Source organism: Wenzhouxiangella psychrophila (assembly GCF_042310375.1).
Classification (GTDB): Bacteria; Pseudomonadota; Gammaproteobacteria; order Xanthomonadales; family Wenzhouxiangellaceae; genus Wenzhouxiangella.
The window spans coordinates 26,635-51,451 of the sequence record NZ_JBHJMQ010000002.1; the positions used below are offsets into that span (position 1 = coordinate 26,635).

Sequence of the window (24,817 nt, forward strand, 5' to 3'; positions counted from 1 at the left end):
TTGCAATTTGCCTATAGTTCGAGTATTCTAGAAATATGAAATCAACAGCCACCCAAATAAACTCAGCCGAAAGCCTGGCGCCCGTTTTCGCGGCGCTGGGGCAGGGCGCTCGCCTGGAAGTGATGCGGCTTTTGCTGGCAGCTTATCCGGATGCCGTGGCAGCCGGGGAGATCCAGGAAAAGCTGGGGATTCCGGCCTCTACCCTTTCGCATCATCTGCATCGCCTGCGCGAGGTGGGCCTGGTGGCATCGGTGCGCGAGAGCCAATGGATTCGCTACGCCGCACGGGACGACACCCTGCAGGCGCTGCTCGATTTTCTCTATTCGGAGTGCTGCAGCCGGAACTCGGTTGTGGACCCGGACCTGGCCGGCCGCTGTTGCTAGAACGATTTTCGGTTGATTCAGCGGCCTTTTTTTCGACTCTTTAATTCGATAGTTGCAGAAATACAGGAGCATGTCATGAACAAGACCCATATTTCACTCGACGTGAAGGACATCGACTCGGCGGTGGCGTTCTATCGCGCCTTCCTGCAGGCCGAGCCCGCCAAGATTCGTCCCGGTTACGCCAATTTTGAACTGGACAACCCGCCGCTCAAGCTGGCCTTGAACGAGGCGAAGCAATCCAGCGTGTCGCACCTGGGGGTGCAGGTGGCCGACCGCGACGAGGTGTTTGCGGAGATCGAGCGGCTCAAGGCGGCCGGCCTGGACACCTTTGCCGAACACGACACGGATTGCTGCCATGCCATTCAGGACAAAGTCTGGGTCGCCGATCCCGACGGGCATCGCTGGGAGGTGTTCGTCGTCAAGGGCGATGCGCCGCAGGCTGCCGGCTGCGGCTGCTCCGCCTGATTGGATCGGATGGATCGACGGCACGAGGAATCGAACCGGGGCGCTGCCCCGGTTCGGGCATCGCGCTATGATTTACAAAGCCTATTGAAGGCATGAGAACAATTAATTGTAGTTATTGGCTCAAAACCGATATGATCGTAGAGCTAACCGGTCAGGAACCGGCAGATTTCTATATGCGGCCCATTCGGGTCGTGCAGAGTTGCAGAAACAGGAGGAAAGGAAATGGATACTGAAGCGAAATGCCCGTTTGCGCCGGCGAAGTACCGGCATACCGCGAGCGGCGGCCTGTCGAATTCGAACTGGTGGCCCGAGAGCCTGAATCTGCGGATTCTCAACCAGAACTCGAACAAGGTCGACCCGATGGGCGAGGAATACGACTATGCCCAGGAGTTCGAGAAGCTCGATTATGACGCGGTCAAGAAGGACCTCGAAGCCCTGATGACCGAATCGAAGGACTGGTGGCCGGCCGACTATGGTCACTATGGACCGCTGTTCATTCGCATGGCCTGGCACGCCGCCGGCACCTATCGCGTGGCCGACGGCCGCGGCGGCGGATCGACCGGCAACCAGCGCTTCGCGCCGCTCAACAGCTGGCCCGACAACGGCAACCTGGACAAGGCCCGTCGCCTGCTGTGGCCGATCAAGCAGAAGTACGGCAAGCAGCTTTCCTGGTCCGACCTGCTGATTCTGACCGGCAACGTCGCGCTCGAATCGATGGGCTTCAAGACCTTCGGTTTCGGCGGCGGCCGCCAGGACATCTGGGAACCGGAAGGCGACGTCTTCTGGGGCCCTGAAAGCGAATGGTTGGGCAACGAGCGCCACCGCGAAGACGGCGAGCTGATGGGTGACCTGGCCGCCGACCACATGGGCCTGATCTACGTCAACCCGGAAGGCCCGAACGGCAGTGGCGATCCGAAGGAAGCCGCGTTCTACATCCGCCAGACCTTTGCCCGCATGGCGATGGACGACTACGAGACCGTCGCCCTCATCGCTGGCGGACACACCTTTGGCAAGTGCCACGGCGCTGCGCCGGATTCGCACCTGGGCCCGGAGCCCGAGGCCGCTCCGATTGAACAAGGTGGCTTGGGCTGGAAGAACGACCACGGCACCGGCAAGGGCAAGGACACCATCACCAGCGGCCTGGAAGGCGCCTGGACGATGGAGCCGACGAAGTGGGACATGAACTACTTCGAGAATCTGTTCAACTTCGAATGGGAGCTGACCGAAAGCCCCGCCGGCGCCAAGCAGTGGCGGCCGGTTGACGCGGAAGCTCAGAACACGGTGCCGGATGCGCACGACCCCAACGAGCGTCACGCGCCCATGATGGCCACCACCGACATCTCTTTGAAGGTCGACCCGGACTATCGCAAGATCTCCGAGCACTTCTGGAACAACCCGGACGAGTTCGCCGATGCCTTCGCACGGGCCTGGTACAAGCTGACCCATCGCGACATGGGCCCGATCGATCGCTACCTCGGCCCGGAAGTGCCGGACGAAGAGCTGATCTGGCAGGACCCGGTTCCCAGGGTCGATCATGACCTGATTGACGACAGCGACGTTGCCGAGCTCAAGGGCAAGCTGCTCGATTCCGGCCTGTCGGTTTCCGAGCTGGCCTTCCTGGCCTGGGCCTCGGCTTCGACGTTCCGTCACACCGACAAGCGCGGCGGCGCCAATGGCGCGCGCATCCGCCTGGCCCCGCAGAAGGACTGGGAAGCCAACCAGCCCGAGAAACTCGGCGGCTGGCTCGACAAGATCGAGAGTGTCCAGAAGGCCTTCAACGATGCCCAGTCGGGCAACAAGAAGGTTTCCATGGCCGACCTGATCGTGCTCGGCGGCGTTGCTGCGGTGGAAAAGGCCGCGAAGGACGCCGGCTTCGACGTGACCGTGCCGTTCGAGCCGGGTCGTACCGATGCCACCGAAGATCAGATCGACGCCGATTCGTTCGAGTGGCTCGAGCCGAAGGCCGACGGCTTCCGCAACTACCTGGGTCATGGGCACGATCGGCCGCAGGAAGAACTGCTGGTCGACCGCGCTCACCTGCTCGGACTGACGGTGCCGGAAATGACGGCTCTGGTCGGCGGCATGCGTGCTCTTGGCGCCAACCACGACCAGACCGCCCACGGCGTGTTGACCGACCAGCCGGGCAAGCTGACCAACGACTTCTTCGTCAACCTGCTCGACATGAGCACGGATGTGAAGGAGACCGACCGCGAAGGCATCTACGAAGGCCGGGACCGCGCCAGCGGCGAGGTCAAGTGGACCGCCACCCGCAATGACCTGGTCTTCGGGTCCAACTCGCAGCTGCGGGCGGTGGCCGAGGTCTACGCCAGCGAAGACGGCAAGGAAAAGTTCGTCCACGACTTCATCGCCGCCTGGAACAAGGTGATGAATGCGGACCGCTTCGACCTGGCCTGATCCGGCCTGTAAGAGTCGTCAGCAAGACCAGACCCCGACGCCCACCGGGCGCCGGGGTTTTTTTGTGACTGGGGCAAGAACCTGCAACAAACGGACAAGAGGCTGAGACAATAGGACAAGCTTTCTGCGTCCCCACGCGTCAGAATAACCAGCGATGGCTTGCCCGCCCGGGACCAGTCCAGCTTCAAGGCTGCAAACAAAATAGGGAGAAAGAATGTTTCAGAGTTCGGGAAGGCCGAGCGGCCTGAGCTATGTATTGATTGCTTGTCTGATGTTCGCTGCCGCTCCGGCCAGCGCCGCGCAATTCACCGTTACCAATAACAACGATTCAGGGGCGGGCAGTTTGCGACAGGCGGTGTTGGACGCCAACGCCAGCGCGGGCGCGGACGAAATCAATTTCGACGCGGGAGTTGGAACGATCACGCTCACCTCGGGGCAGATCGAGATTACCGACGACCTGACGATTCTGGGCCCGGCCGATCGGCAGACGATCAGCGGCAACGGCTGTTCGCGAATCTTCGAAGTGGCCACTGCGGATGCAACGTTACAGCGCCTGCGGCTTATCGATGGCACCGGTGCGGAAGCGTGCGATCCCGCCCAATCAGGACAGGGCGGCGCGGTCTGGAGCGATCAGGGCAGCCTGTCCATCATCGATTGCGAGCTCTCGGATAACCGGACGGAAGGCTTCTCCGGTGGCGCGATCCTTGCGCTTGGCGACCTTCTCCTGTTCGACAGCCTGCTCACCAATAACTCCTCGACCGGGGGGCAGTTCGGAGGTGGCGCGGTCCTCGCGGATGAATCGGTAACGGTGATGAACAGCCGCATTTCCAATAATGACTCCACGGGTTCCGGCGGAGGAATCCACGCCGTGTTCGGAGCGCTGCTGGTCAATTCCGTGGTTGCTGACAACACAACCTCCGGACAATCAGCTCATGGCGGGGGTATCTACGCACAGAACGTCGAGTTAGCCGACAGCACGGTGTCGGGCAACGTTGTGGAAGGCGATTCGGCGAGGGGAGGTGGCGTATATGCCACGGGACGAATCAATGCCGTGAACAGTTCTTTCTACGATAACGCTTCGCTGCAGAGAAGCGGTGGCGCCATGACCGTTGGCGCGGCCGGTGGCATTATCGATCTGGACAACGCAACGGTGGTCGGCAATAGCAGCGCCCTTTTCGGCGGCGGCATCACGCTGACCTGGCCGGACAGTGAATTGAACATCGATAGCACGATTCTGGCCGGAAACGCCGGCAGTTTCGAGGAGAACCTTTCCGTGGAGGGGGTCGTGAATGCACGCAACAGTCTTTTTGGTGGCGCGCCTTCCGATATCAACGGTGCGAACGAGAACAACATATTCTGGAACGCACCCGGTCTGAAGGATGCGGACGACAATGGCTGCGCGGTACCCGCCTTTGATGCGTGTGTTTCCACGCTCGAACCGCGTACGATCAGCCCGGTCCGGGATGCCGGTGCGAATTCAGAGGGGCTGGCCCATGACCAGCGCGGATCCGGCTTCCCGAGAGTCCAGGGTGCGTCCGCCGACATCGGCGCGCTCGAGGGTGAAGTGCCTGCTCTGCTTGCCGACCCGATGCTGCTGGACTTCGGAGAAGGTTCGGTGGGTGACTCAGCCGAGACCGAGAGCGTGACGTTCACAAACACGGGCGGCGATGACCTGGTTTTTGGAACGCTGTCGATTGCAGGCGCTGATCCAGACCAGTTCGGGATTGGGAGCGATCAATGCAGCGGCGAGACGCTTCCCCCACAGGCTGAATGCACGGTCGAGATCAGTTTCGCTCGGGAATTGCTGGACTTGACCCAGGCAGAACTGCTCATTCCCTGGAACGATCCGGAAAGTCCGGCCAGGCTGGCCATGGCGGGGCGGGGCATTCTCTATCGTGCCGTTGCGGTTCCCGATTCGGTGGATTTCGGGGGCATTCGACTCGCCGCCGAGCCGCCGTCGGCGCAGGAGACCATCCGTATCGATAACACCGGCACGGGTGAGTTGGCGTTCGAAACCGCCGAACTGCTCGGCAGCCATCCCGAGGTTTTCGAAATTTCCAGCGATGATTGTTCGGGAATGGTCTTGCCCGTTGCCGAAAGTTGCGAGATCCTGGTGACCGCGGCACCGACCGATCTGGGGGAGCGGACCGCGACTCTGAACCTCGCTTCCAATGCCTCGAACAGTCCGGTCAGTGTCGATCTGCGTGTCGAAGGCACGGAGCGACGCGTGGAGGTGAGCCGCGAACGGATCGTCTTTCCTCCGATCGGGCGAGTGGGCGTAACGACGGATATCGTCGGCGTCGTCTACAGCAACATCGGGAGTGCCCCCGTCGAGTTCGGCGCGCCGACGATCGAGGGTGATCACCCCGGCGATTTTGCCTTCACCGACGGCAACTGCAGCGGACAGACGGTATCACCCGGCGATTCCTGCTTTCTCGAACTGAATGCCACGCCGGCCGAGGAGGGGCTGCGTACGGCCGATCTGATCCTCACGTCCAATGCGCCGGACAGCCCCTATTCGGTGGAACTGATCTCCGAAGGCCTTTTGCCGGAATTGCGACTGAGCGACTCCGAGCCGCAAATCACGATCATCCAGGGTGACACGGGGTCGAGCCGATTGACCCTGCAAGCCGGGCGGCTCGAACTCCTGATCGAAGGAATCGGTAATCCGCAAGCGCCGTTTACCATCACCGGCGGAAGCTGTATGGACCTGACCCTGCCGGCCACGTTGCCGCCGTTCGAGGAGTGCGACATCCTGTTCGAGTTCGAGGCCACGGACATCGGTTCCTACGAATCGAGCTTCCAAATCACCAGCGATGCGCCGTCAAGCCCCGATACGGTGTCGCTGCGCGGGACCGTTCGCCCGCGTGTCGTACCCACGCTGGGCGGGTACGGCCTGGCGATCCTGGTGCTGATGCTCTCAATGGTGGCTGTGAGAAGGCTGGGATAAGCGCAGACGAGACCCCGACGCCCACCGGGCGCCGGGGTTGTTCTGCCTATTCTTTCATGTGGCTGAGCTCGTCGACCCGGACCCAGATGTCGGCATGGTAGTCCTCGATCGATTCGCGGTCGGCTTCACGCATCTTCTTGAATTCTTCCTCACCGAAATGCTCTTCGAGCATCTTCCAGAAACCGTTGTCGCCGTCGAACTCGGAGAAATTGGACACGGGCGATATGACATAGATGCCGCTGCCGTGTTCGCCGCCGATGGCTGAGTAGAAGTAGTACGGTTCGGTCCATTCCTTCTCTTTCGCGGCCTCGGTGTACTTCTTGACGTTTTCGAGAAAGGCGCGGCTGTCCTCGAGCTCGAAGCTGGTGACCCAGGCGATCGAGCGATCCTTGTCGTCATCGACGTGGTGGCTGTGCTCTTCGAGGTAGACGTCGAAGGAGGCGTAGACCTTGTCGACGGTGTCGTGATAGCGGTCCTTGAACTGCTCATAGCAGCTGTCGAGCTCCGAGTCGTCCTCGTCGAAATCGGCCCAGCGCTGATTGTTGATCACGAACGCGTAGCGGCTGACGTTTCCGGTCTCGGCCCGGTACACCGACCACTCGGCGTCTTCATCGGCTTCCTTGATGCACTCGTTCCACTCGGTAACGACTTCCTTGTAAGCGTCGTGCATGTCGCCCTTGACGTATTCCAGGTAGACGCGCTGTACCCAGTCTTCGGCTTCTTCGTGGTTGTCGGCCAGAACGGCGCTGGTCGACAGCGCCAAGCAGCCGGCGGCAAGTATGGCAGTTTTCATGGTTCGAACCTCCCAGTCCGGATTCAATTGGAGCGCGGCGCCCGTATTTGTGCACCGCGGGAGGATCAATAAAGCACATTCAATTTTTCGGAACCTGTCGAAAGGCTTTCAATTCGTCAATTCTCGGGGGTCCGAGGAAGAAATTGGCGCCCAGAATTGCTAAGGTGAACCTCGCGATATTAAAACCCGTGATTTTCGGCCTCCGGGCGCTCAATCACCCAGGCGGTGCGACGGAGTTGTGGGAGATGCTTTTCGCAGAGGGAGATTACATGACGGAATGGAATATTTTTCGCCGGGTTCTGCTGGCCGGCGTTTTGGTTCTGGCATCGGCTCAGGCGAGCGGTGCCGTTTTCACTGTCACAAACAATGCAGACAGCGGTGCGGGCAGCCTCAGGCAGATGGTTCTTGACGCTAACGCCGCAGCCGGGCAGGACGAGATCAATTTCGACCCGGGGCTCGGAACGATTACGCTGACCTCGGGCCAGATCGAGGTTACGGATTCCCTGATCATTCGTGGTCCGACGGATCGGCAAGCGATTAGCGGTAACGAGTGTTCTCGAATCTTCAAGGTGACCGCTGGGGTTGAATTCGAAAATCTGAGGTTGATTGACGGTATAGATTCGGCGACGTGTGGATCAATTTCGGGCGATGGAAGTGGAGGTGCTGTCCACATAAGTGCCGCACCAGCAGCTTTCAGCAACTGTGAAATCAGCGCCAGCCGTGCAGAGCGACCGGTCGCTGGTGTTTCCAATGCCCGCGGCGGTGGTGTTTATTCCGCCGGTCCAGTAACAATACAGAACAGCGCCATCAGCGGTAATACAGTTGCGGGCGTTAACGATTCCAGCCTACCTTTTCCCGCCGGAGGTGGCGTTTACGCTCGATCGATCCAGGTCAGGGACAGCGTCATAGAACGAAACCAGATCTCTGTCGAGGATGGTTTCGGGGCTGGTCTCTCAGCAGGGACGACTTCTGTTGTGAATAGCCGCGTATCCGAGAACGTTGCCAGCGGTCTTCGAAGTCGTGGCGGCGGCATCTGGGGGGGAATTGTGAATGTGGAGAATTCCTATATTGAGCGTAACCAGATTGCGGCTGAGTCCGATGGTGCAGGTATCCATGCGGTCGAGCTTTCTGTTTCCGGGAGTACATTCTTCAGGAATATCATCGATGGAGACGACGGCTCAGGCGATGGAGACGACGGCTCAGGCGCTGCCATCTTTGTAGGCGATCGTCTCGATCTCGTCAATTCCACCATTTACCAGAACGTGGCCTTCGGCGAGTCTGTGGGCTCCGCCGTCTCTGCCGCTGGTTTTAACGCTGTGCTTAATATCTTCAACTCGACGATCTTGGGCAATTCGGGCGGGACGGCGGTTTTGGTCAATCTTGCTGAACTGAACGTAGAAAGCACCATACTGGCTGACAACGGTACACCGCTACAACAAGTTGGTGGGTTGACTGACACCTTCAATCTGAGCAACAGCATTTTCGGCGGCCCCGACAGTGGTTTTGACACTAATGTCGACAATATTTTTCTCAATGATCCTCAGATGATTGGATTCGGCGACTGGGGTTGTGCGGTGCCGGCTCCTGACGAATGCGTGCCCATGAATCCGCCCATAGCTTCGGGTCCGGCGGTCAACGCTGGCTCCAATCCTCAAAATCTGACGGTCGATCAGCGCGGTGCTGGCTTTCCCCGTGTCTTTGGTGTCCGGGCCGATATCGGGGCTTTCGAGTTGGACGTTCCGGACCTGGATTTTCAACCGGAGCGGCTCGCATTTGGGCCCGTCAGCGTCGGGAATTCGGTGGTTGCCTCCGTGACCGGGAGCAGTATCGGAAGCCAGCCGCTCGAGATTTTGGATGCTGGCCTTTCTTCGGAGGTTTTCGAGATCGTTTCGAACGACTGTGACCCGGCGACCCTGGCGCCGGGAGAGGATTGCGCAATCGAAGTTCGGTTTACGCCCCAAGCAGATGGACAAGAGAACACGACATTGGGCGTATCCTGGCAACCAGCTGCAGATTCGCCGGCCACACTTCAGGAAGGGATATTCCTGGAGGGGCGCGGGACCGAGCCGTTGGTGAGCTTTAATCCTGGGCAGGTCGATTTTGGCGATCTGCGTGTGGATACAACAGCATCGGTCCGTCAGATCATTTTGGAGAACAGCGGATCGGAGTCGCTGGAGATTGGACAAGTAGCTCTTGACGGAGCAAATCCCGATGCCTTCACGTTCGAATCCGACGATTGCAGTAACCAGACAATTGCTCCGGGTGGCAGCTGCCAACTGAGTGTGAGCGCTCATCCGGCGGAAACGGGGCTCAGGGAAGCGCGATTCCGGATTCCATCGAATGCGCGCAGTAGTCCCGATTCGGTCGATCTCCTGGTCAATAGCGTGGAGCCGGTTCTCGAAGTCTCAGCCCGCCCTCTGGATTTCGGACCGGTATTCATCGACCAGCCGGATACCGCGAGCTTGACGGTGCAGAACAGCGGCACGCAGACCCTGGAGATTACCGGCTTCGGGTCTCCCTCCGAACCATTCGCGGTCGAAAGCAATACCTGCATGCCGCTGCCCTTGAGTCTCGCTCCGGGCGAATCCTGCGTAATCGACTTTCGCATGGAGCCCGTGCAGGAGCTTGGTGCCGTTGCCTCCAGCGTCACGATTACAAGCAATGCCGACTCAAGTCCGGACACGATCACGCTTGCGGCGACCATTCGCCCGCTGATCATTCCCGTCATGAGCTCTTTTGCTGGCGCGGTTCTGATTTTGTTGTTGATGATGATCGGGTGGCGACGACTGGCCTAAATCACGGCGGTTGATTTCTGTTTTCAATGGAGTGCCCGGCTCAGCCGGGCGCTCCGTCAGCATCGGTTTTTCTCCCTTTGCTTCATGTCTGCGTTTCCCGTTGGTCCGGTATGACGGGTTGGGTTCCTTCGCGGCAGCATACTATTAGCCTCGTTGCGCAGACACGGGTCTGCTTTGCGCGCGTGGCCTGCCGAACTACCGTATGATTTCCGCCCATGTCGGCTTACTTCGTCATCATCTCCCTGATCGTGGTCGGGCGCTTGCTCGCGCGCTTTTTTCCGCCCAGCGCGCCGGAGGTGCTCAACCGCGTGGTGATCATGCTGTGCCTGCCGGCACTGATCTTCATTCACGTGCCGACGCTGGAGGCCAGCACCGCGTTGCTGCCGCTGGTGATCGTGCCCTGGGCCCTGCTGGCGGTCAGCGTCGGCATTGTTTTGATACTGGCCCGCTGGCTGGAACTCAGGCGCGAGGCGGTGGCCGTGCTGTTGTTGCTGCTGCCGTTGGGCAACACTTCCTTCCTCGGCTTTCCGCTGGTCGAGGTACTGCTGGGCGCCGACCAGGTTCGCTACGCGGTCGTCTACGACCAGTTCGGTTCTTTCCTGATCGTTTGTACGCATGCTTTGTTCGTGCTGGCCTGGTTCGGCACCGGCGAGCGCCCGGCCGTGGGCGATATGGTCAGGCGAATCGTGACCTTTCCGCCGTTCATCGCGCTGGTGGGCGCATTGCTGTTGGGCAATGCCTGGTTCCCGGCCTGGCTGATGGACCTGGCGCACAACTTCGCCGACATGCTGCTGCCGCTTGTGACGCTGGCCATCGGCATGAGTTTGCACCTGCGACTGGTGCCGGAGTATCGCCGGCCGTTAATGATCGGCCTGCTCAGCAAGCTCCTGATCCTGCCGGCCGTGGCGCTGGGCATGATCCTGCTGCTCGATACGCGCCCGGATATCGCACGCGTGGCCCTGCTGGAGGCAGCGATGCCGCCGATGATTACCGCCGCGGCGCTACTCTCGTCGGCCCGCCTGGCGCCGGAGCTCGCTTCCGCGCTGGTGGCCTGGGGCGTCTTGCTGTCGGCAGCCACCGTGCCCTTTTGGTACCTGGTCGGCGCGCAACTGTTATCTTGATGCCATGAACAGGCGTCAACGCAGGCACGTGCACGAAACCTTGCGCCGGGCCACGGCCGAGGCGCACCACGCGCTGGGCCATCATCCTCTCATGCAGCGGCTGACCGGCCGCGATCTGCCTGGCCGAACCGCTGCGAGTCGCGATCGAGGCCCTGGCCATTCCTGACTACGGCAGTGTCACCGCCAGCTTCGGTGTGGCGGTACACGAAAAAGGCGAGCAGAGCCGTGAGCTGGTCAAGCGCGCCGACCGGGCCCTTTACGCCGCCAAGGAAGGCGGGCGCAACCGGGTCGAGCTTGCCGACGGTTGAGTCAGCCGTCGGCCGACACCAGGCGGAACCACTGATCGATCAGGCGAGTGCCGGTTTCCACCAGCGAAAACGCCGACGTGTCCAGGTGCCAGCCGTGAATCAGGCCGCGCAGGGTCGCGTGGAGCAGCTGGTTGGCATCATCGGCGCTCAGCCCCGAGCGCAGCTCACCGGCGCTGCGAGCGGCTTCGAATCGAGGCAGGGTGGCGCCCACCGCCTCGCGTGAGAGCTCGGCCAGCATCCCGACCGGGTTGATATCGGCGAAGAACTCGCAGCGATGCAGCAGGATGGCGTGAACGCGCTTGTACTGCGGGCGCTCGAGTCGATCCAGGGCCTGCAGGCAGGCCAGGCGTATTTCGTCGAGGTGGCCCTCGGCCTGCTGCTCGTCCGGAATGGCCTCGACCAGCTCTTCGAAGGGCATGTGAACCCGCTCGAGCATGGCCTGGAACAGGTCGGCCTTGCCCTCGAAATGCCAGTACAGGGCGCCGCGCGTGACACCCGCGGTGTGGGCGATGTCGCGCAGGGTCGCTCGCGCCACGCCCTTTTCGTAGAAGACCGCCTCGGCGGCGTCGAGCAGGGACTCGCGGGTGGCTTCGGCTTCAGCCTTGGTCCGGCGTGCCATGGACTACGCGCCTCCGGAACCGGGTTCGGCACGCCGCTGCCGGAACCAGTCCGAGAAGTCCTCGAACAGCTTGTAGAACAGCGGTACGAACAACAGCGCCAGGGTGGAGGCGAAGATCATGCCACCGACCACGACGGTGCCGATCTCCTGGCGGCTGTTGGCGCCGGCGCCGCTGGCGATCACCAGCGGGAAGGTGCCGATGATGAAGGTGAACGCGGTCATCAGGATGGCCCGGAAACGCTGGCGAGCCGCCGCCGCGGCCGAGTCGAAGGCACTCATCCCTGATGCGCGGTTCTGGGCGGCAAACTCGACGATCAGGATGGCGTTCTTGGCGGCCAGGCCGATGAGCACCAGCAGCCCGACCTGGAAGTAGATGTCGTTGGGGAAGCCGCGCAGCATGGCCGCCAGCGCCGCGCCGAGCACGCCGAAGGGAATGGCGGTGGCCACGGCCAGCGGCAGGGTCAGGCGCTCGTACTGGGCGGCGAGGATCAGGAACACCATCACTAGGCCCAGCGCAAAGGCCAGGGTGCCGGCACCGGCGGCGGCATCGAGCTGGTAGGCCTCGCCGGTCCAGCCGGGCAGCACGTTGCGGTCGTCGATTTCGGCGTCGAGCACTTCCTGCAAGGCCGTCTTGGCCTGCCCGCTGGTATAGCCCGGTGCGGCGTCGGCCATGATCTTGGCCGCCGAGTTGATGTTGAAGCGGTTGATGATGTCCGCGCCGGAAGTTCGCTCGAGGGTGACCAGGGAACTTAGCGGGATCATTTCGCCGCTGTCCGAGCGCACGAATACCTTGTCAAGGTCCTCGGGCGTGCTTCGGAAATCGCCTTCGGACTGCAGGTTGACCTGCCAGTTGCGCCCGGACAGCGTGAAGTCGTTGACGTAGAGCGAGCCGAAGGTGGCCTGCATGGTCGAGAACACCTGGCCGATCGGCACGCCGGCGGCCAGTGCCTTGTCGCGGTCGACCTCGGCCCGGTAGCGCGGGAAGGAGGTATCCAGCGTGGTGCGCGCGTTGGTCAGCTCCGGGCGCTCGTTGGCGGTGGCCATCAGGCGAGCGGCCAGGGCCTGGATTTCATCGGTGTCGGCATCGCCGCGCACTTCCAGGTAGCCCTCCACGCCGCCGGTCAGCGACAGGCCCTGGATCGGCGGTGGGGCGAAGGAGATGACGAAGCCGTCGGGCATCTGCATGCCCATGCCCATGATGCGTCCGGTCATCGACTGGGCGTCCTGGCCCGGGCCTTCGCGCTCGCTCCAGTCGGCCAGGTTGGCGAAGCCGGCACCGGAGTTGGTGCGCTGGCTCATGGAGATGATGTCGAATCCGGCAAAGGTGGTGAAGTCGTCGATCTCGTCCATCGCCAGCAGCGATTCGGAAAGCTGGTTGCGAAACTCGATGGTGCGATTGAGCGAAGCCGAAGGCGGCAGCGAGTAGGACACCAGGGCCACGCCCTGGTCCTCGGCCGGCACCAGGCCGGGTGGCAGGCGCTGCATGCCGAGCACGGCCAGCACGATGACCAGCGCGAACAGGCCGACGCCGATGGCCGAGCGGCGCAGCAGCCATTCCACGCTCGTCACGAAGCCGTTGGTGAATTTCTCGAACCCGTTGTTGAACCACTGGAAGGGTTTGGACACGTCGCGCCGTTCGCCGTCGAGCAGTAGAGCGCACATCGCCGGCGTGAGCGTCAGGGCGACCACGCCGGAGACGACCACCGACACCGCGATGGTCACCGCGAACTGCCGGTACAGCTCGCCGCTCATGCCGCCCAGGAAGGCGACCGGGGCGAATACCGCCACCAGCACCAGCGTGGACGACACCACGGCGCCGGCGACCTGTTGCATGGTCTTGATCGAGGCCTCGCGCGCTTTCATGTTCTTCTCTTGCATGAGCCGCTCGACGTTCTCCATCACGATGATGGCGTTGTCGACGACGATGCCGATCGACAGGACCAGGCCGAACAGCGTGAGCAGGTTGATCGAAAAGCCCATCGCCAGCATGCCGGCAAAGGTGCCCACCAGCGAGACTGGAATGGCCAGCACCGGGATGAGCGTGGCGCGCAGGTGCTGCAGGAACAGGAAGGTAACCAGCACCACCAGCAGCGTGGCGATGATCAGCGTGGTGAAGACCTCGCGGATCGAGATATCGATGAACTCGGTGGTGTCGAAGGGGACGGCGTAGTCCAGGTCCGCCGGGAAGCGGCCCCGGGCCTCGTCGAGGGCATCGCGCACGCGCTGGGCGGTTTCCAGCGCGTTGGCGCCGGGCTGCAGGTAGATGCCGATCGGCACGCTGGGCTGGCCGTTGTAGGTGGCCGAGAAATTGTAGTCCTGCGCCCCGAGTTCGACCCGGGCGACATCGCCCAGGCGCAGCACGCTGCCGTCGGATTGCGAGCGCAGGATGATGCGTTCGAATTCCTCTGCATCGGCGAGCTGGCCGCTGGTCGATACCGCCATCGTGAAGGCGGTGTCGTCCGGCGCCGGTTCCGCGCCGAGCCGGCCGGCGGCGTACTGCGCATTCTGGTCGCGCACCGCCCCGGCCACGTCGGCCGGGGTCAGCCCGAACTGCGCCATCTTGTCGGGCTTGAGCCAGATCCGCATTGAGTAGTCCTGGCGGCCGAACAGTGAGGCATCGCCCACGCCGGGTACGCGGACCAGCTCGTCGAGCACGTTGAGCAGTGCGTAGTTGGACATGAACAGGGCTTCGTGCGTGCCCTCGGGCGAGTAGAGCACCGGCACCAGCAAAATGTTGGTCGAGCGCGATTCCACCCGTACGCCCAGATCACGGACGGATTGCGGTACCCGGGGCAGGGCAGCCTGCACGCGGTTGTTGACGTTGATGGTGGCCTGGTCGGGGTCGGTGCCGATCTCGAACGACACCGTGATCGTCAGGGCGCCGGAGTCCGTGGCGGTCGACTCCAGGTAGATCATGTCATCGACGCCGTTGATCTCCTGCTCGATCGGCGCGGCCACGGTTTCGGAGATGACCTCGGCGCTGGCGCCGGGGTAGCTGGCCTGGACCACGACCTGGGGCGGCACCACGTCCGGGTAGAGTTCGATCGGCACGGCGCGCAGGGCGGCGACCCCGACCAGCACGATGATGATCGAAATGACCGAGGCGAAGATCGGCCGGTCGATGAAAAATCTGAGCATGATCAGGCCCCGCCCTGCGCGTCGTCGGATTCCGGGTTTGCCTCAACGGGCTGGGCCTCGACGGTCATTCCGTCGCGCAGGTTATTGAGGCCGCTGACAACCACGCGCTCGCCCGACTCCAGCCCGGACAGTACGAGGCGCGATTCGCCCCGGGTCGGACCGAGCTCGACGCTGCGGGCGCTCACCGCGTCATCGTCGCCGACGATGAAAAGCTGCGCCCCGTCCGCGCCCTGCGCCACGGCTTGGCGCGGCACGCTGTAAACCTGCTCGAATGAGCGGGTGGTCATGCGAATGCGGACGAATTGGCCGGGCACCAGTTCGCCGTCGGTGTTGGGGAATACGGCCCGGGCGGAGACGCTGCCGGTGCGGGGGTCGATGGTGGCGTCGGTGAAGTCGACCCGGCCCGGACTGGCGTACTCGCTGTCGTCGGGCAGTTCCAGGCGGGCGGTCTGTTCGGTGTTCTCCCCGCGGCCGCGCATGGCCCGGCGGGCGCGCTGCTGCATCGCCGCGTCGCGCTCGGGCAGGGCGAAGCGCACGTGTACCGGGTCGGTCTGGGTGATGGTGGTCAGCAGGGCGCCGGTGCTGATCAGGCTGCCCTCCGAGACCGTTTCGAGCCCGGTGACCCCCGAAATCGGCGCGGTGACCCGGGTCCAGTCCAGATTGAGCTGTGCCGAAGCCAGTCCGGCCCGGGCCAGCGCGACGCCCGCTTCGGCCAGTTCCAGTGCCGACTGCGCCTGGTCGCGATCACGCTCGCTGACGGCATTCTGTTCATACAGCCCGCTGATGCGGCGCCATTCGCGCTCGGCCTGGTTGTAGGTGGCGCGTGCGTTGGCCACCTCGGCCTCGGCCTGTTGTACGGCAATCTCGTAGCGCCGGGGATCGATCAGGAACAGGTCGTCGCCTTCGGAAATCAGCTGGCCCTCGTTGTAGAGTCGCTCGAGCACGATGCCTTCAACGCGCGATCGCACCTCGACCTCGCGCGAGCCGCGAACGCGACCGGCGTATTCCTCCTCGATCGTCAAATCCACCGGTTCAACGGTCGTGAAGCGGACCGGTGGCGGCGGCTGCTGATCCTCACCCTGGGGCTCGGAGCAGGCGGACAGCAACAGCGCGACCGCAAGCAAGACGGCCAGGTCCCGGGCGCGAGGCCCGTTACGGAAGGAAAACGGCATGTTCGGTTGACTCCGGTCTGATGGGGTTCAGTCGGACGGGCAGGGCGTCCTTCAACAGGCGCGCAATTATACATACATGGATGTATGTTTTGTGAATAAGGCAGCCCCACCACTGTCGTCCCGGAAACGGCACCCCCTTGTCGTCCCGGAAGCTGCGAAAGCAGCTATCCGGGACCTCGCACCCATCGGCGGGCAATGAGCCAGGCCGTGCAGGGCCTTGGCGTGCGAGGTCCCAGCTCTTCGCTACCGCTCCGGCCGGGACGACAGGAACCTAGTCGCCCCGCAAACAGCCCCCTTTCGCCCTGGAAATTGCGCCCTTTCTGTCGCCCCGGAAATCGCGCAGCGATTATCCGGGGCCTCGCACCGATCGGAGTGCACGCCTTTGAAAAGGCCGTTCTCCACGCCTCACGTGCAATTCCTACATCCGTGAACGCTGATTTCCGATCGATCCGAGAATGGGTCGACTGCAACACTTCATTAATGGAGCGTCAGTACTACGTTTACATCCTGACCAATCGATTGCGAGGAACGCTCTACATTGGCGTGACGAACGATCTGATTCGGCGGGTGTGGGAACATCGACAGGGTAGAGTTTCGGGGTTTACCCGCAAATATCGTTTGCGCCGGCTGGTTCATTTCGAAGTGTGTGGTGACATCTGCGCGGCGATCGAGCGAGAGAAACGGCTCAAGCGCTGGCGCCGGGCGTGGAAGTTGGCGTTGATTGAGCAACAGAATCCCGGTTGGCGGGATTTGTTTCCGGAGTTGGCGGAGTCTAATGGGGCTGGTTCGTCAGTGCCTTACTGAGAGGAGCCGTGCAGAGGATTGACGTGCGAGGTCCCGGCTCCTCGCTTCGCTCGGGCCGGGACGACAGCGGTTTTGTCGTCCCGGAAGCTGCGAAAGGAGCTATCCGGGCCCTTGCACCTAACAGCCCCTATGTCGCCCCGGAAATCGCGCAGCGATTATCCGGGGCCTCGCACCCATCGGCGGGCAATGAGCCAGGCCGTGCAGGGCCTTGGCGTGCGAGGTCCCGGGGACGACACGATGTGGGCTAGAACGGCGCGTGGCCGGGTGTGCGGGGGTAGGGGATGACGTCGCGGATGTTGGTCAGGCCGGTGATGTAGTTGAGCAGGCGCTCGAAGCCCAGGCCGAAACCGGCGTGCGGGACGGTGCCGTAGCGGCGCAGGTCGACATACCAGCTGTACGTCTGGGCATCCAGGCCATGCTCGGCCATGCGGCGCTCCAGTACGTCAAGGCGCTCCTCGCGCTGCGAGCCGCCGATGATCTCGCCGATGCCGGGTGCGAGCACGTCCATGGCCGCGGCGGTCTTGCCGTCATCGTTCAGGCGCATGTAGAAGGCCTTGATCTCGTCGGGGTAGTTCTTGACCACCACCGGCGCCTTGCAGTGCTGCTCGGTCAGGTAGCGCTCGTGCTCGGTCTGCAGGTCCAGGCCCCACTCGGCCGGGTACTCGAACTTCTTGCCGGAGGCCTTGAGAATCTCGATGGCCTCGGCGTAGTCCATCTGCACGAACTCGGTCTTGATCAGCTTTTCCAGGCGGGTAACCGCCTCGGGCTCGATGCGCTCGGCGAAGAAGGCCATGTCCTCGCCGCAGCGATCGAGCACGCGGGTGAACACGGCCTTCAGGAACTGCTCGGACAGGTCGGCCAGGTCGTCGAGATCGGCAAAGGCGATTTCCGGCTCGACCATCCAGAACTCGGCCAGGTGGCGGGCGGTGTTCGAGTTTTCGGCCCGGAAGGTCGGGCCGAAGGTGTAGACCTTGCTCATCGCCAGGCAATAGGCCTCGACATTGAGCTGGCCCGACACCGTCAGGAACGCCTCGCGGCCGAAGAAGTCCTCGCCGAAATCGACTTTGCCGTTGTCGGTGTGCGGCAGGTTCATCAGGTCCAGGGTCGAGACGCGAAAGAGCTGGCCGGCGCCCTCGGCATCCGAGGAGGTGATGATCGGGGTATTGATCCAGTAGTAGCCCTGGCTGTCGAAGAACTCGTGAATGGCCTGCATGGTGGCATGACGCACACGGGTCACCGCGCCGAAGGTATTCGTGCGCGGGCGCAGGTGGGCGACGGTGCGCAGGAACTCGAAGCTGTGCTTCTTGGGCTGGACGGGATAGGTGTCGGGGTCGGCGACCCAGCCGACGACTTCGATTTCGCCGGCCTGGATTTCGACCGACTGGCCGCGGCCCTTCGATTCGACCACGGTGCCGCGGCAGCTCAGCGAGCAGCCGGAGGTCAGGTGGCGGATCTCGTCCTCGTAATTGGGCAGGGCCTTGTCGGCCACCAGCTGCAGATTGCCTTGCGTCGAACCGTCATTGAGGTGGATGAAGGAAAACCCGGCCTTGGAGTCGCGCCGGGTGCGTACCCAGCCCTGGACGGTGACTTCGGAACCGACGGCGATTTCGCCGCCGAGCACCTGCTTGATGCTGGCAATCTGCATGGTGTTGAGAATCCTTTTCATTGAAACCGGACGAGCAAGCCGCAATAATACCCAACATGGCAACGGCAACCCAAGAAAACGCAAGCGAATCCGGCATTCTTCTCACTGAATCGGCCGTCGAGCGCGTGCGCGAGTTCCTTGAGCGCGACGGCGGCGTAGGGCTGCGCATCGACATCCGCCGCACCGGCTGCTCGGGCTACGCCTACGACGTCGGCCTGGCGCACCAGATCGAGGCCTCCGACCACGAATTCGAGCAGGACGGCCTGAAAGTCGTCGTTTCCGACAAGGCCATGCCCATGGTCGCCGGCACCACGGTCGATTTCGTCAACGAGGGCCTGGTGCGCGAATTCCGCTTCCGCAATCCCAACGTCACCGGTGAATGCGGCTGTGGAGAAAGTTTTACTGTTGGCAATTAGAAACGGCTCCCGCCCTGAATGCGGAACCACGGAAAGCACGGAAAGCACGGAATTTTTGAAAGAATTTCGGATATCGAGGTGCTGTCGCATCCGGTCGCTCGGATTGTGAACTCCAGAATTTCCGTGATTTCCGTGTCTTTCGTGGTTTCAGTAGGTTTTGTGTAACTGAGCGAAGGGTGTAAAATGGTGGGATTTACCCGCCGGAGCCCGCCAATATGCGTTTGATCGAAGAAGCCCTGACTTTTGACGACGTTTCACTGGTTCCGGATTACACGGAAGTCCTGCCGAACGATGTCGATCTCTCCACCCGCATCACGCGCGACCTGAAGCTCAACATCCCCCTGGCCTCGGCGGCCATGGACACCGTCACCGAGGCGCGGCTGGCCATCGCCATGGCCCAGGCCGGCGGCGTCGGCGTGATCCACAAGAACATGCCCATCGAGCGCCAGGCCGATCATGTCCGCGTCGTCAAGAAGTACGAGGCCGGCGTGATCAAGGACCCGTTCACGGTCGACCCCCACACGACCATCCGCGAGGTCATCGAGCTGACCCGCCGGCACAACATCTCCGGCGTGCCGGTGGTCGACGGCAATGAGCTGGTCGGCATCGTCACCAGCCGCGACATGCGCTTCGAGAAGAAACTCGACGATCCGGTGCGCAACATCATGACGCGCAAGGACAAACTGGTGACGGTGCAGGAAGGCGCCAACCAGGACGAGGTGCTCGAACTGCTGCACAAGCACCGCATCGAAAAGGTGCTGGTGGTCAACGGCAACTTCGAACTCAAGGGCCTGATCACCGTCAAGGACATCCAGAAGTCGCGCGACTTCCCCAATGCCGCCAAGGATTCGGCCGAGCAGCTCCTGGTCGGCGCCGCTGTCGGCACGGGTGGCGACACCGAAGATCGCATCCAGGCGCTGGTTGCCGCCGGCATCGATATCGTCGTGGTCGATACGGCCCACGGTCACTCCAAGGGTGTGCTCGATCGCATCAAGTGGGTCAAGAAGAACTATCCCGACGTCCAGGTCATCGGCGGCAACGTGTCGACCTCGGATGGCGCGCGCGACCTGGCCGAGGCCGGTGCCGACGCCGTCAAGATCGGGCAGGGGCCGGGGTCGATCTGCACCACGCGCGTGGTGGCCGGCATCGGCGTGCCGCAGGTCAGCGCCGTCGCCGCGGCCGCCGAAGCGCTGATGAAGCATGACGTGCCGGTGATTGCCGACGGCGGCATCCGTTTCTCCGGCGACGTAGCCAAGGCGATGGCCGCCGGCGCCTCGAGCGTGATGATCGGCAGCCTCCTGGCCGGCACCGAAGAAGCGCCCGGCGAAGTCGAGCTTTACCAGGGCCGCTCCTACAAGAGCTACCGCGGCATGGGTTCGCTCGGCGCCATGGAGCTGGGTTCCAAGGATCGCTACTTCCAGGCCGAGGCCGACTCCGACAAGCTCGTACCCGAGGGAATCGAGGGTCGCGTGCCCTACAAGGGCCCGATCAGCGGTGTCGTGCACCAGCTCATGGGCGGCGTGCGCTCGGCCATGGGCTATGTCGGCTGCGCGACCATCGAAGAGATGCGGACCAAGCCGCGCTTCGTCAGAATCTCGGCCAACGGCGTGCGCGAGTCGCATGCCCACGACGTGTCGATCACCAAGGAAGCGCCGAATTACAAGCTTGGATAAGCTTGAGGGTTCAGGGTTCGGGGTTCAGGGTTCAGGAAAATAGCGGCTTATGGATATTCATCGTCATCGGATCCTGATCCTCGACTTCGGATCGCAGTACACCCAGCTCATCGCCCGGCGGGTGCGCGAGATCGGGGTGTATTCCGAGATCATGCCCTTCGACGTTGGCGATGAGGCGATCCGTGAGTTCAACGCCAGCGGCATTATCTGCTCGGGTGGGCCGGAATCAGTTGCCCTCGATGAAAGTCCGAGGATTCCGCCAATCGTGTTTGAACTGGGCGTGCCGGTGCTGGGCATCTGCTACGGCATGCAGGCGATGGCCGCGCAATTTGGTGGCGCGGTCAGCCCTTCCGATGAAAAGGAGTTTGGCTACGCCGAGGTGGCGCTGAGCGAGCCGGGCCGCCTGTTCGCCGGCATCGAGGATCGCGTGGCCGACGGCCAGGGCCTGCTCGAGGTCTGGATGAGCCACGGCGACAAGGTCAGCGGCCTGCCGGAAGGTTTCGTGACCACCTGCACGACGACATCCGCCCCGATTGCCGGCATGGCCAACGAAGACAAGCGCCTCTACGGCCTGCAGTTCCACCCCGAAGTGACCCACACCAGCCAGGGCCGGCGCATCCTCGAGCGCTTCGTGCTCGAGATTGCCGGCTGCGAGGCGACCTGGACCACCGAGGCGATCATCGACGATCAGATCGAGCGCGTGCGCGAACAGGTCGGCGAAGACACCGTGCTGCTGGGCCTGTCGGGCGGCGTCGATTCCTCCGTGGTCGCCGCGCTGCTGCACCAGGCCATCGGCGATCAGTTGCTGTGCATCTTCGTCGACACCGGCCTGCTGCGCTACCAGGAAGGCGACGAGGTCATGGCGATCTTCGCCGAGCATCTCGGCGTTCGCGTCGAGCGCGTCGACGCCCGCGATCAGTTCATGGATGCGCTCGCCGGCGTGTCCGACCCGGAAGAGAAGCGCAAGATCATCGGTCGCGAGTTCATCAATGTTTTCGACGCCGCCGCCAAGAGCCACCAGGAAGCCGGCTGGCTCGCGCAGGGCACGATCTATCCCGACGTGATCGAATCGGCGGGCGCGAAAACCGGCAAGGCCAAGGTGATCAAGTCGCACCACAACGTCGGCGGACTGCCCGAGGACATGAATCTCCAGCTGGTCGAGCCGCTGCGTGAACTGTTCAAGGACGAAGTCCGCAAGATCGGCGTCGAGCTGGGCCTGCCCAAATCATTGGTAATGCGCCATCCCTTCCCGGGGCCGGGCCTGGGCGTGCGCATCCTCGGCGAGGTCAAGCCCGAATACGTCGAGCCGCTGCAGAAGGCCGACCACATCTTCATTTCCGAATTGCGGCAGGCCGGGCTCTACGACAAGGTCAGCCAGGCCTTCGCCGTGTTCCTGCCGGTCAAGTCCGTCGGCGTGGTGGGTGACGCGCGCCGCTACGAGTACGTCATCGCGCTACGCGCGGTCGAGACCATCGACTTCATGACCGCCCGCTGGGCCTACCTCGATCACGACTTCCTCGACCACGTCTCACGCCGCATCATCAATGAATGCGACGGCGTGTCCCGCGTGGTCTACGACATCTCGGGCAAGCCGCCGGCGACGATCGAGTGGGAGTGAAGGCAAGCCCTACTTGATCCTCATATCGTTCCTGACGGATTTCACGCCCTTGATGTTGCTGGCAATGTAAACGGCCCGTTCCATGGCCTCTTGCGACGTGACGAATCCGCTAAGCTGCACGATACCCTTGAACGTTTCGACGTTGACTTCGCGGGACTTGACGATTTCATCCTTGACCAGTTCGGTCTTCACCTTGGTCGTGATCCAGGTGTCGTCGATATACTCGCCGGTGCTTTCCTGAGTCTCGCTTCCTGCACAGCCGACAATGGTCAAAAGCAGTATCGCAAGCAGCGATCCGCTGGCTACATTGATCCTGTTCATGGCGTTTCTTCTCCAGATATCGTGAATACTGGATTCGATTCTGGGGCGGCGCCGAGAAATGATCTGTGCGGCGGCGTACACAAGGGCAACGCCACACTAGCCGCGGAAGGACGCTTTAATTCGCCGCCGGTGAACAGCCTGGAAGTTCAGGGATTGGGTTTTGAATCAGTTGAGCGGCAGGCCGAATCAGCCGGCCTGGTCGCCCGAACCTGATCGGCGCATCGCCCAGCGGCTCTGGAGGATGTGCAGCGCGTTGGCCGCCGTCCAGTAAAGCACCATGCCGGACGGGAAGGGATAGAACAGCAGCAGGAAGCCGAAGGCCATCGCCACCAGGAAGATGTTCTGGCGATGTTGCGCCTTTGCGTCCATGGCCGGGGCCGGGGAGAGCTTCAAGGTGGCCAGCGTGGTGGCCGCCAGCAGAACCGGCAGCAGGTTGAAGTGCTCGCCGATCAGCGGCCAGTTGCCGCCGAGGCCGAACAGGCGATCCGGTTCGGCCAGTGTCTCAATCCAGAGAAAGGAAGCATCCCTGAGTTCGAAGGCCTCACCCAGGACATGGAACAGCGCGATGAAGACGGGAATCTGGATGAGCACGATCAACAGCGGTTTCAGCCCGGCCAACGGGCTGACGCCATGGGACTCGTAGAGTTGAAGGATTCGTTCGCTCTGTTCGCCGCCACGATACTGCTGTTTGATGCGCTTGATCTCCGGCTGGATCTGCCGCTGCGCGGCGACAAATTCCTGCTGGCTGGCGAGCACCCGGGTGGCCAGCGGATACATCGCCAGACGCACCAGCACGGCCAGGGTGATGATCGCCAGCCCCCAGTCGGGAACGACCAGGTAGATGGCCTCGAGCAGCCAGAGCAGGGCAAAGCACAGCTGCCGCATCCAGTCCCACAGGCCCGGAAAGAGCACGCGGCTGAAATCGGTGCCGTCACCGCTGACCGCCTGGCGGGATCGCGGTCCGGCGAAGACCAGGAAATCGCGCTCGGCGCGTTCCCCCGCCGCGAGTTCGTCGATGCCCAGATCGATCAACGCCTCGGGCAGGTAGCGCGGCGGCAGTGATGCCGCGGCTGAATCCGGCTGGACGAAGCTCACCCCGCCAATCGAGGCCGGATCGGTCGGTTTCACCAGCAAGGCGAAATATCGGCTGTACAGCCCGGTCCATTCCAGTGATTCGGCCAGGGTCGGCGACTGCGCCGCTTCGGGCAGGTGAACGTCGTCACCGTCCCAGGCGATCGGACGCACGAAGGAGTAGAGCGACTCGGCGATACCGAGGCCGCGCGCCGGCGTCTCGCCGAGTCCCGGCCCGAGCCGCAGCTCGACCGGTCCATCGGCCCGCCAGGGGCGGTTGGAGGGGTTCTCGAAGGTGATTTTCAATTGCAGGCGGTGCGGTTCTCCGAGCAGCTCGACTCGCTGAGACACCCGAATCCCGCCGGACTGCGCAGTGGCGTTCAGTGACAGCGTGTCGTCTTCTGTTTCGGCAACCCGCCAGTCTCCGCGCTCGAGGCCGGGAACGTGAACGCGAAGCTGGCCGGTGGAGGCCCGTGTCTGTTCAGGCGGGCTGAGCAGTGAACGCCACTGGCCGTCTTCGCCGGCGCGGACGAGCCATTGCCCGATGCCGGGCTGGCCGTCGACGAAGCTCAGGCGCTGATGGGCGTCTTCCGCGACCGTGTCGCCGGCAACTGCCACGAGCGGCGTGCAGGCGACCACCACACAGGCAAGAAAGGTTGAAACGACCCGGCGAAACATGGTGCTGGAATGAGGTTTCCCGCGCCGGCCACGGGACCGGCAACCTGGAAGGACCGCTCTCAGGAAGCGTTCCCGGATTTCTCGCGGGATGCGGCCTGGCTCGACCGCGGCTGTTCTTCCGGTGCCGGCGATGCGGTGGACTGATCCTGTTCGGCCGACTTGCGAATGCCGATCAGCTTGAGAAAGCGGTGCCAGTAGAGCTTGAGCGTCAGGCCGATGGCGGCCAGTGCAGCGAGAATGCCCTGCAGCACGGCGCTGCCCGTGCCGGGATCGATATAGGCGAACGCCGATGAACTGGCCAGCAGGCCGGTGATACCAAAAACAAGGGAAACGAGCATCGGGCGACGGTGAAGCATCGATGGCACTCCGGGCTGTGCTTTGCAGGTTCAGGAACCGAAGCGCGGATTGTAGCAAGAATGTAATATGTCGTTC

Annotated in this window: 19 protein-coding genes; 11 read left to right on the forward strand and 8 right to left on the reverse strand. The window is 62.7% G+C overall.

What is annotated here, in order from left to right; translation table 11 throughout:
- Positions 1–35: 35 nt before the first annotated feature.
- The 4 genes from ACDC66_RS02850 to ACDC66_RS02865 all read left to right on the forward strand — a co-directional run bounded on the left by ACDC66_RS02850 (position 36) and on the right by ACDC66_RS02865 (position 6,213).
- On the forward strand, positions 36–383 hold the full coding sequence (locus tag ACDC66_RS02850) for an ArsR/SmtB family transcription factor (protein ID WP_376695173.1): 348 nt from the start codon (positions 36–38) through the stop codon (positions 381–383).
- A 75-nt stretch (positions 384–458) separates the two neighbouring features.
- Positions 459–848 carry an ArsI/CadI family heavy metal resistance metalloenzyme gene (locus tag ACDC66_RS02855; protein WP_376695174.1) on the forward strand — a complete coding sequence of 130 codons (390 nt, stop codon included), beginning with the start codon at positions 459–461 and terminating at the stop codon, positions 846–848.
- A gap of 222 nt (positions 849–1,070) precedes the next feature.
- Positions 1,071–3,263: a catalase/peroxidase HPI gene (gene katG / locus ACDC66_RS02860; RefSeq protein WP_376695175.1), complete on the forward strand. Its 2,193-nt coding sequence runs from the start codon at positions 1,071–1,073 to the stop codon at positions 3,261–3,263.
- Positions 3,264–3,534: 271 nt separating this feature from the next.
- Entirely contained in the window at positions 3,535–6,213 is a 2,679-nt protein-coding gene (locus ACDC66_RS02865) for a choice-of-anchor D domain-containing protein (protein WP_376695176.1), read from the forward strand.
- 46 nt (positions 6,214–6,259) lie between these two features.
- Here ACDC66_RS02865 and ACDC66_RS02870 read toward each other — a convergent pair whose 3' ends face one another.
- Positions 6,260–7,006 (reverse strand): hypothetical protein, encoded by a 747-nt coding sequence (locus tag ACDC66_RS02870; protein ID WP_376695177.1) that lies wholly within the window; start codon positions 7,004–7,006, stop codon positions 6,260–6,262.
- Between the two features lie 269 nt (positions 7,007–7,275).
- Between ACDC66_RS02870 and ACDC66_RS02875 the strand changes: the two genes are divergently transcribed.
- The 3 genes from ACDC66_RS02875 (at position 7,276) to ACDC66_RS02885 (ending at position 11,230) form a co-directional block, all read left to right on the forward strand.
- Complete coding sequence (locus ACDC66_RS02875) at positions 7,276–9,801, forward strand: choice-of-anchor D domain-containing protein (protein WP_376695178.1); 2,526 nt, start codon at positions 7,276–7,278, stop codon at positions 9,799–9,801.
- Positions 9,802–10,016: 215 nt separating this feature from the next.
- Complete coding sequence (locus ACDC66_RS02880; RefSeq protein WP_376695179.1) at positions 10,017–10,922, forward strand: AEC family transporter; 906 nt, start codon at positions 10,017–10,019, stop codon at positions 10,920–10,922.
- Positions 10,923–11,041: 119 nt separating this feature from the next.
- Positions 11,042–11,230 (forward strand): diguanylate cyclase domain-containing protein, encoded by a 189-nt coding sequence (locus ACDC66_RS02885; RefSeq protein WP_376695500.1) that lies wholly within the window; start codon positions 11,042–11,044, stop codon positions 11,228–11,230.
- Between the two features lies 1 nt (position 11,231).
- Here the strand turns inward: ACDC66_RS02885 and ACDC66_RS02890 are convergent, their stop codons facing one another.
- The 3 genes from ACDC66_RS02890 to ACDC66_RS02900 are packed head-to-tail and all read right to left on the reverse strand — an operon-like array spanning position 11,232 to position 16,159.
- On the reverse strand, positions 11,232–11,849 hold the full coding sequence (locus ACDC66_RS02890; RefSeq protein WP_376695180.1) for a TetR family transcriptional regulator: 618 nt from the start codon (positions 11,847–11,849) through the stop codon (positions 11,232–11,234).
- Between the two features lie 3 nt (positions 11,850–11,852).
- Positions 11,853–14,987 carry an efflux RND transporter permease subunit gene (locus ACDC66_RS02895; RefSeq protein ID WP_376695181.1) on the reverse strand — a complete coding sequence of 1,045 codons (3,135 nt, stop codon included), beginning with the start codon at positions 14,985–14,987 and terminating at the stop codon, positions 11,853–11,855.
- A 2-nt stretch (positions 14,988–14,989) separates the two neighbouring features.
- The gene (locus ACDC66_RS02900; RefSeq protein ID WP_376695182.1) at positions 14,990–16,159 is read right to left on the reverse strand and encodes an efflux RND transporter periplasmic adaptor subunit; all 1,170 of its coding nucleotides are present in this window, start codon (positions 16,157–16,159) and stop codon (positions 14,990–14,992) included.
- Positions 16,160–16,639: 480 nt separating this feature from the next.
- Between ACDC66_RS02900 and ACDC66_RS02905 the strand changes: the two genes are divergently transcribed.
- Complete coding sequence (locus ACDC66_RS02905) at positions 16,640–16,963, forward strand: GIY-YIG nuclease family protein (RefSeq protein ID WP_376695501.1); 324 nt, start codon at positions 16,640–16,642, stop codon at positions 16,961–16,963.
- Positions 16,964–17,207: 244 nt separating this feature from the next.
- Here ACDC66_RS02905 and asnS read toward each other — a convergent pair whose 3' ends face one another.
- On the reverse strand, positions 17,208–18,608 hold the full coding sequence (asnS, locus tag ACDC66_RS02910; RefSeq protein WP_376695183.1) for an asparagine--tRNA ligase: 1,401 nt from the start codon (positions 18,606–18,608) through the stop codon (positions 17,208–17,210).
- A gap of 56 nt (positions 18,609–18,664) precedes the next feature.
- On the opposite strand from asnS, the gene ACDC66_RS02915 reads away from it, so the two are divergent.
- The 3 genes from ACDC66_RS02915 (at position 18,665) to guaA (ending at position 22,315) form a co-directional block, all read left to right on the forward strand.
- On the forward strand, positions 18,665–19,024 hold the full coding sequence (locus ACDC66_RS02915) for a HesB/IscA family protein (RefSeq protein WP_376695184.1): 360 nt from the start codon (positions 18,665–18,667) through the stop codon (positions 19,022–19,024).
- Positions 19,025–19,239: 215 nt separating this feature from the next.
- Positions 19,240–20,697, forward strand: coding sequence for an IMP dehydrogenase (gene guaB / locus ACDC66_RS02920; protein WP_376695185.1), 1,458 nt, complete (start codon positions 19,240–19,242; stop codon positions 20,695–20,697).
- Positions 20,698–20,746: 49 nt separating this feature from the next.
- Positions 20,747–22,315: a glutamine-hydrolyzing GMP synthase gene (gene guaA, locus ACDC66_RS02925; protein WP_376695186.1), complete on the forward strand. Its 1,569-nt coding sequence runs from the start codon at positions 20,747–20,749 to the stop codon at positions 22,313–22,315.
- 9 nt (positions 22,316–22,324) lie between these two features.
- Here the strand turns inward: guaA and ACDC66_RS02930 are convergent, their stop codons facing one another.
- The 3 genes from ACDC66_RS02930 to ACDC66_RS02940 form a co-directional block, all read right to left on the reverse strand.
- Positions 22,325–22,636 carry a BON domain-containing protein gene (locus ACDC66_RS02930; RefSeq protein ID WP_376695187.1) on the reverse strand — a complete coding sequence of 104 codons (312 nt, stop codon included), beginning with the start codon at positions 22,634–22,636 and terminating at the stop codon, positions 22,325–22,327.
- A gap of 186 nt (positions 22,637–22,822) precedes the next feature.
- On the reverse strand, positions 22,823–24,385 hold the full coding sequence (locus ACDC66_RS02935; RefSeq protein WP_376695188.1) for a YidC/Oxa1 family membrane protein insertase: 1,563 nt from the start codon (positions 24,383–24,385) through the stop codon (positions 22,823–22,825).
- 59 nt (positions 24,386–24,444) lie between these two features.
- A complete protein-coding gene (locus ACDC66_RS02940) occupies positions 24,445–24,741 on the reverse strand; it encodes a hypothetical protein (protein WP_376695189.1) in 297 nt (98 codons plus the stop codon).
- Between the last annotated feature and the right edge of the window lie 76 nt (positions 24,742–24,817).

Coding starts and splice junctions, on each gene's coding strand:
- ACDC66_RS02940 (WP_376695189.1), bottom strand. CDS start 24,741: ATGCTTCACCGTCGCCCGATGCTCGTTTCCCTTGTTTTTGGTATCACC.
- ACDC66_RS02865 (WP_376695176.1), top strand. CDS start 3,535: ATGTTCGCTGCCGCTCCGGCCAGCGCCGCGCAATTCACCGTTACCAAT.
- ACDC66_RS02935 (WP_376695188.1), bottom strand. CDS start 24,385: ATGTTTCGCCGGGTCGTTTCAACCTTTCTTGCCTGTGTGGTGGTCGCC.
- ACDC66_RS02895 (WP_376695181.1), bottom strand. CDS start 14,987: ATGCTCAGATTTTTCATCGACCGGCCGATCTTCGCCTCGGTCATTTCG.
- ACDC66_RS02850 (WP_376695173.1), top strand. CDS start 36: ATGAAATCAACAGCCACCCAAATAAACTCAGCCGAAAGCCTGGCGCCC.
- asnS (WP_376695183.1), bottom strand. CDS start 18,608: ATGCAGATTGCCAGCATCAAGCAGGTGCTCGGCGGCGAAATCGCCGTC.
- ACDC66_RS02880 (WP_376695179.1), top strand. CDS start 10,017: ATGTCGGCTTACTTCGTCATCATCTCCCTGATCGTGGTCGGGCGCTTG.
- ACDC66_RS02875 (WP_376695178.1), top strand. CDS start 7,276: ATGACGGAATGGAATATTTTTCGCCGGGTTCTGCTGGCCGGCGTTTTG.
- ACDC66_RS02890 (WP_376695180.1), bottom strand. CDS start 11,849: ATGGCACGCCGGACCAAGGCTGAAGCCGAAGCCACCCGCGAGTCCCTG.
- katG (WP_376695175.1), top strand. CDS start 1,071: ATGGATACTGAAGCGAAATGCCCGTTTGCGCCGGCGAAGTACCGGCAT.
- guaA (WP_376695186.1), top strand. CDS start 20,747: ATGGATATTCATCGTCATCGGATCCTGATCCTCGACTTCGGATCGCAG.
- ACDC66_RS02930 (WP_376695187.1), bottom strand. CDS start 22,636: ATGAACAGGATCAATGTAGCCAGCGGATCGCTGCTTGCGATACTGCTT.
- ACDC66_RS02915 (WP_376695184.1), top strand. CDS start 18,665: ATGGCAACGGCAACCCAAGAAAACGCAAGCGAATCCGGCATTCTTCTC.
- ACDC66_RS02905 (WP_376695501.1), top strand. CDS start 16,640: ATGGAGCGTCAGTACTACGTTTACATCCTGACCAATCGATTGCGAGGA.
- ACDC66_RS02900 (WP_376695182.1), bottom strand. CDS start 16,159: ATGCCGTTTTCCTTCCGTAACGGGCCTCGCGCCCGGGACCTGGCCGTC.
- ACDC66_RS02870 (WP_376695177.1), bottom strand. CDS start 7,006: ATGAAAACTGCCATACTTGCCGCCGGCTGCTTGGCGCTGTCGACCAGC.
- guaB (WP_376695185.1), top strand. CDS start 19,240: ATGCGTTTGATCGAAGAAGCCCTGACTTTTGACGACGTTTCACTGGTT.
- ACDC66_RS02855 (WP_376695174.1), top strand. CDS start 459: ATGAACAAGACCCATATTTCACTCGACGTGAAGGACATCGACTCGGCG.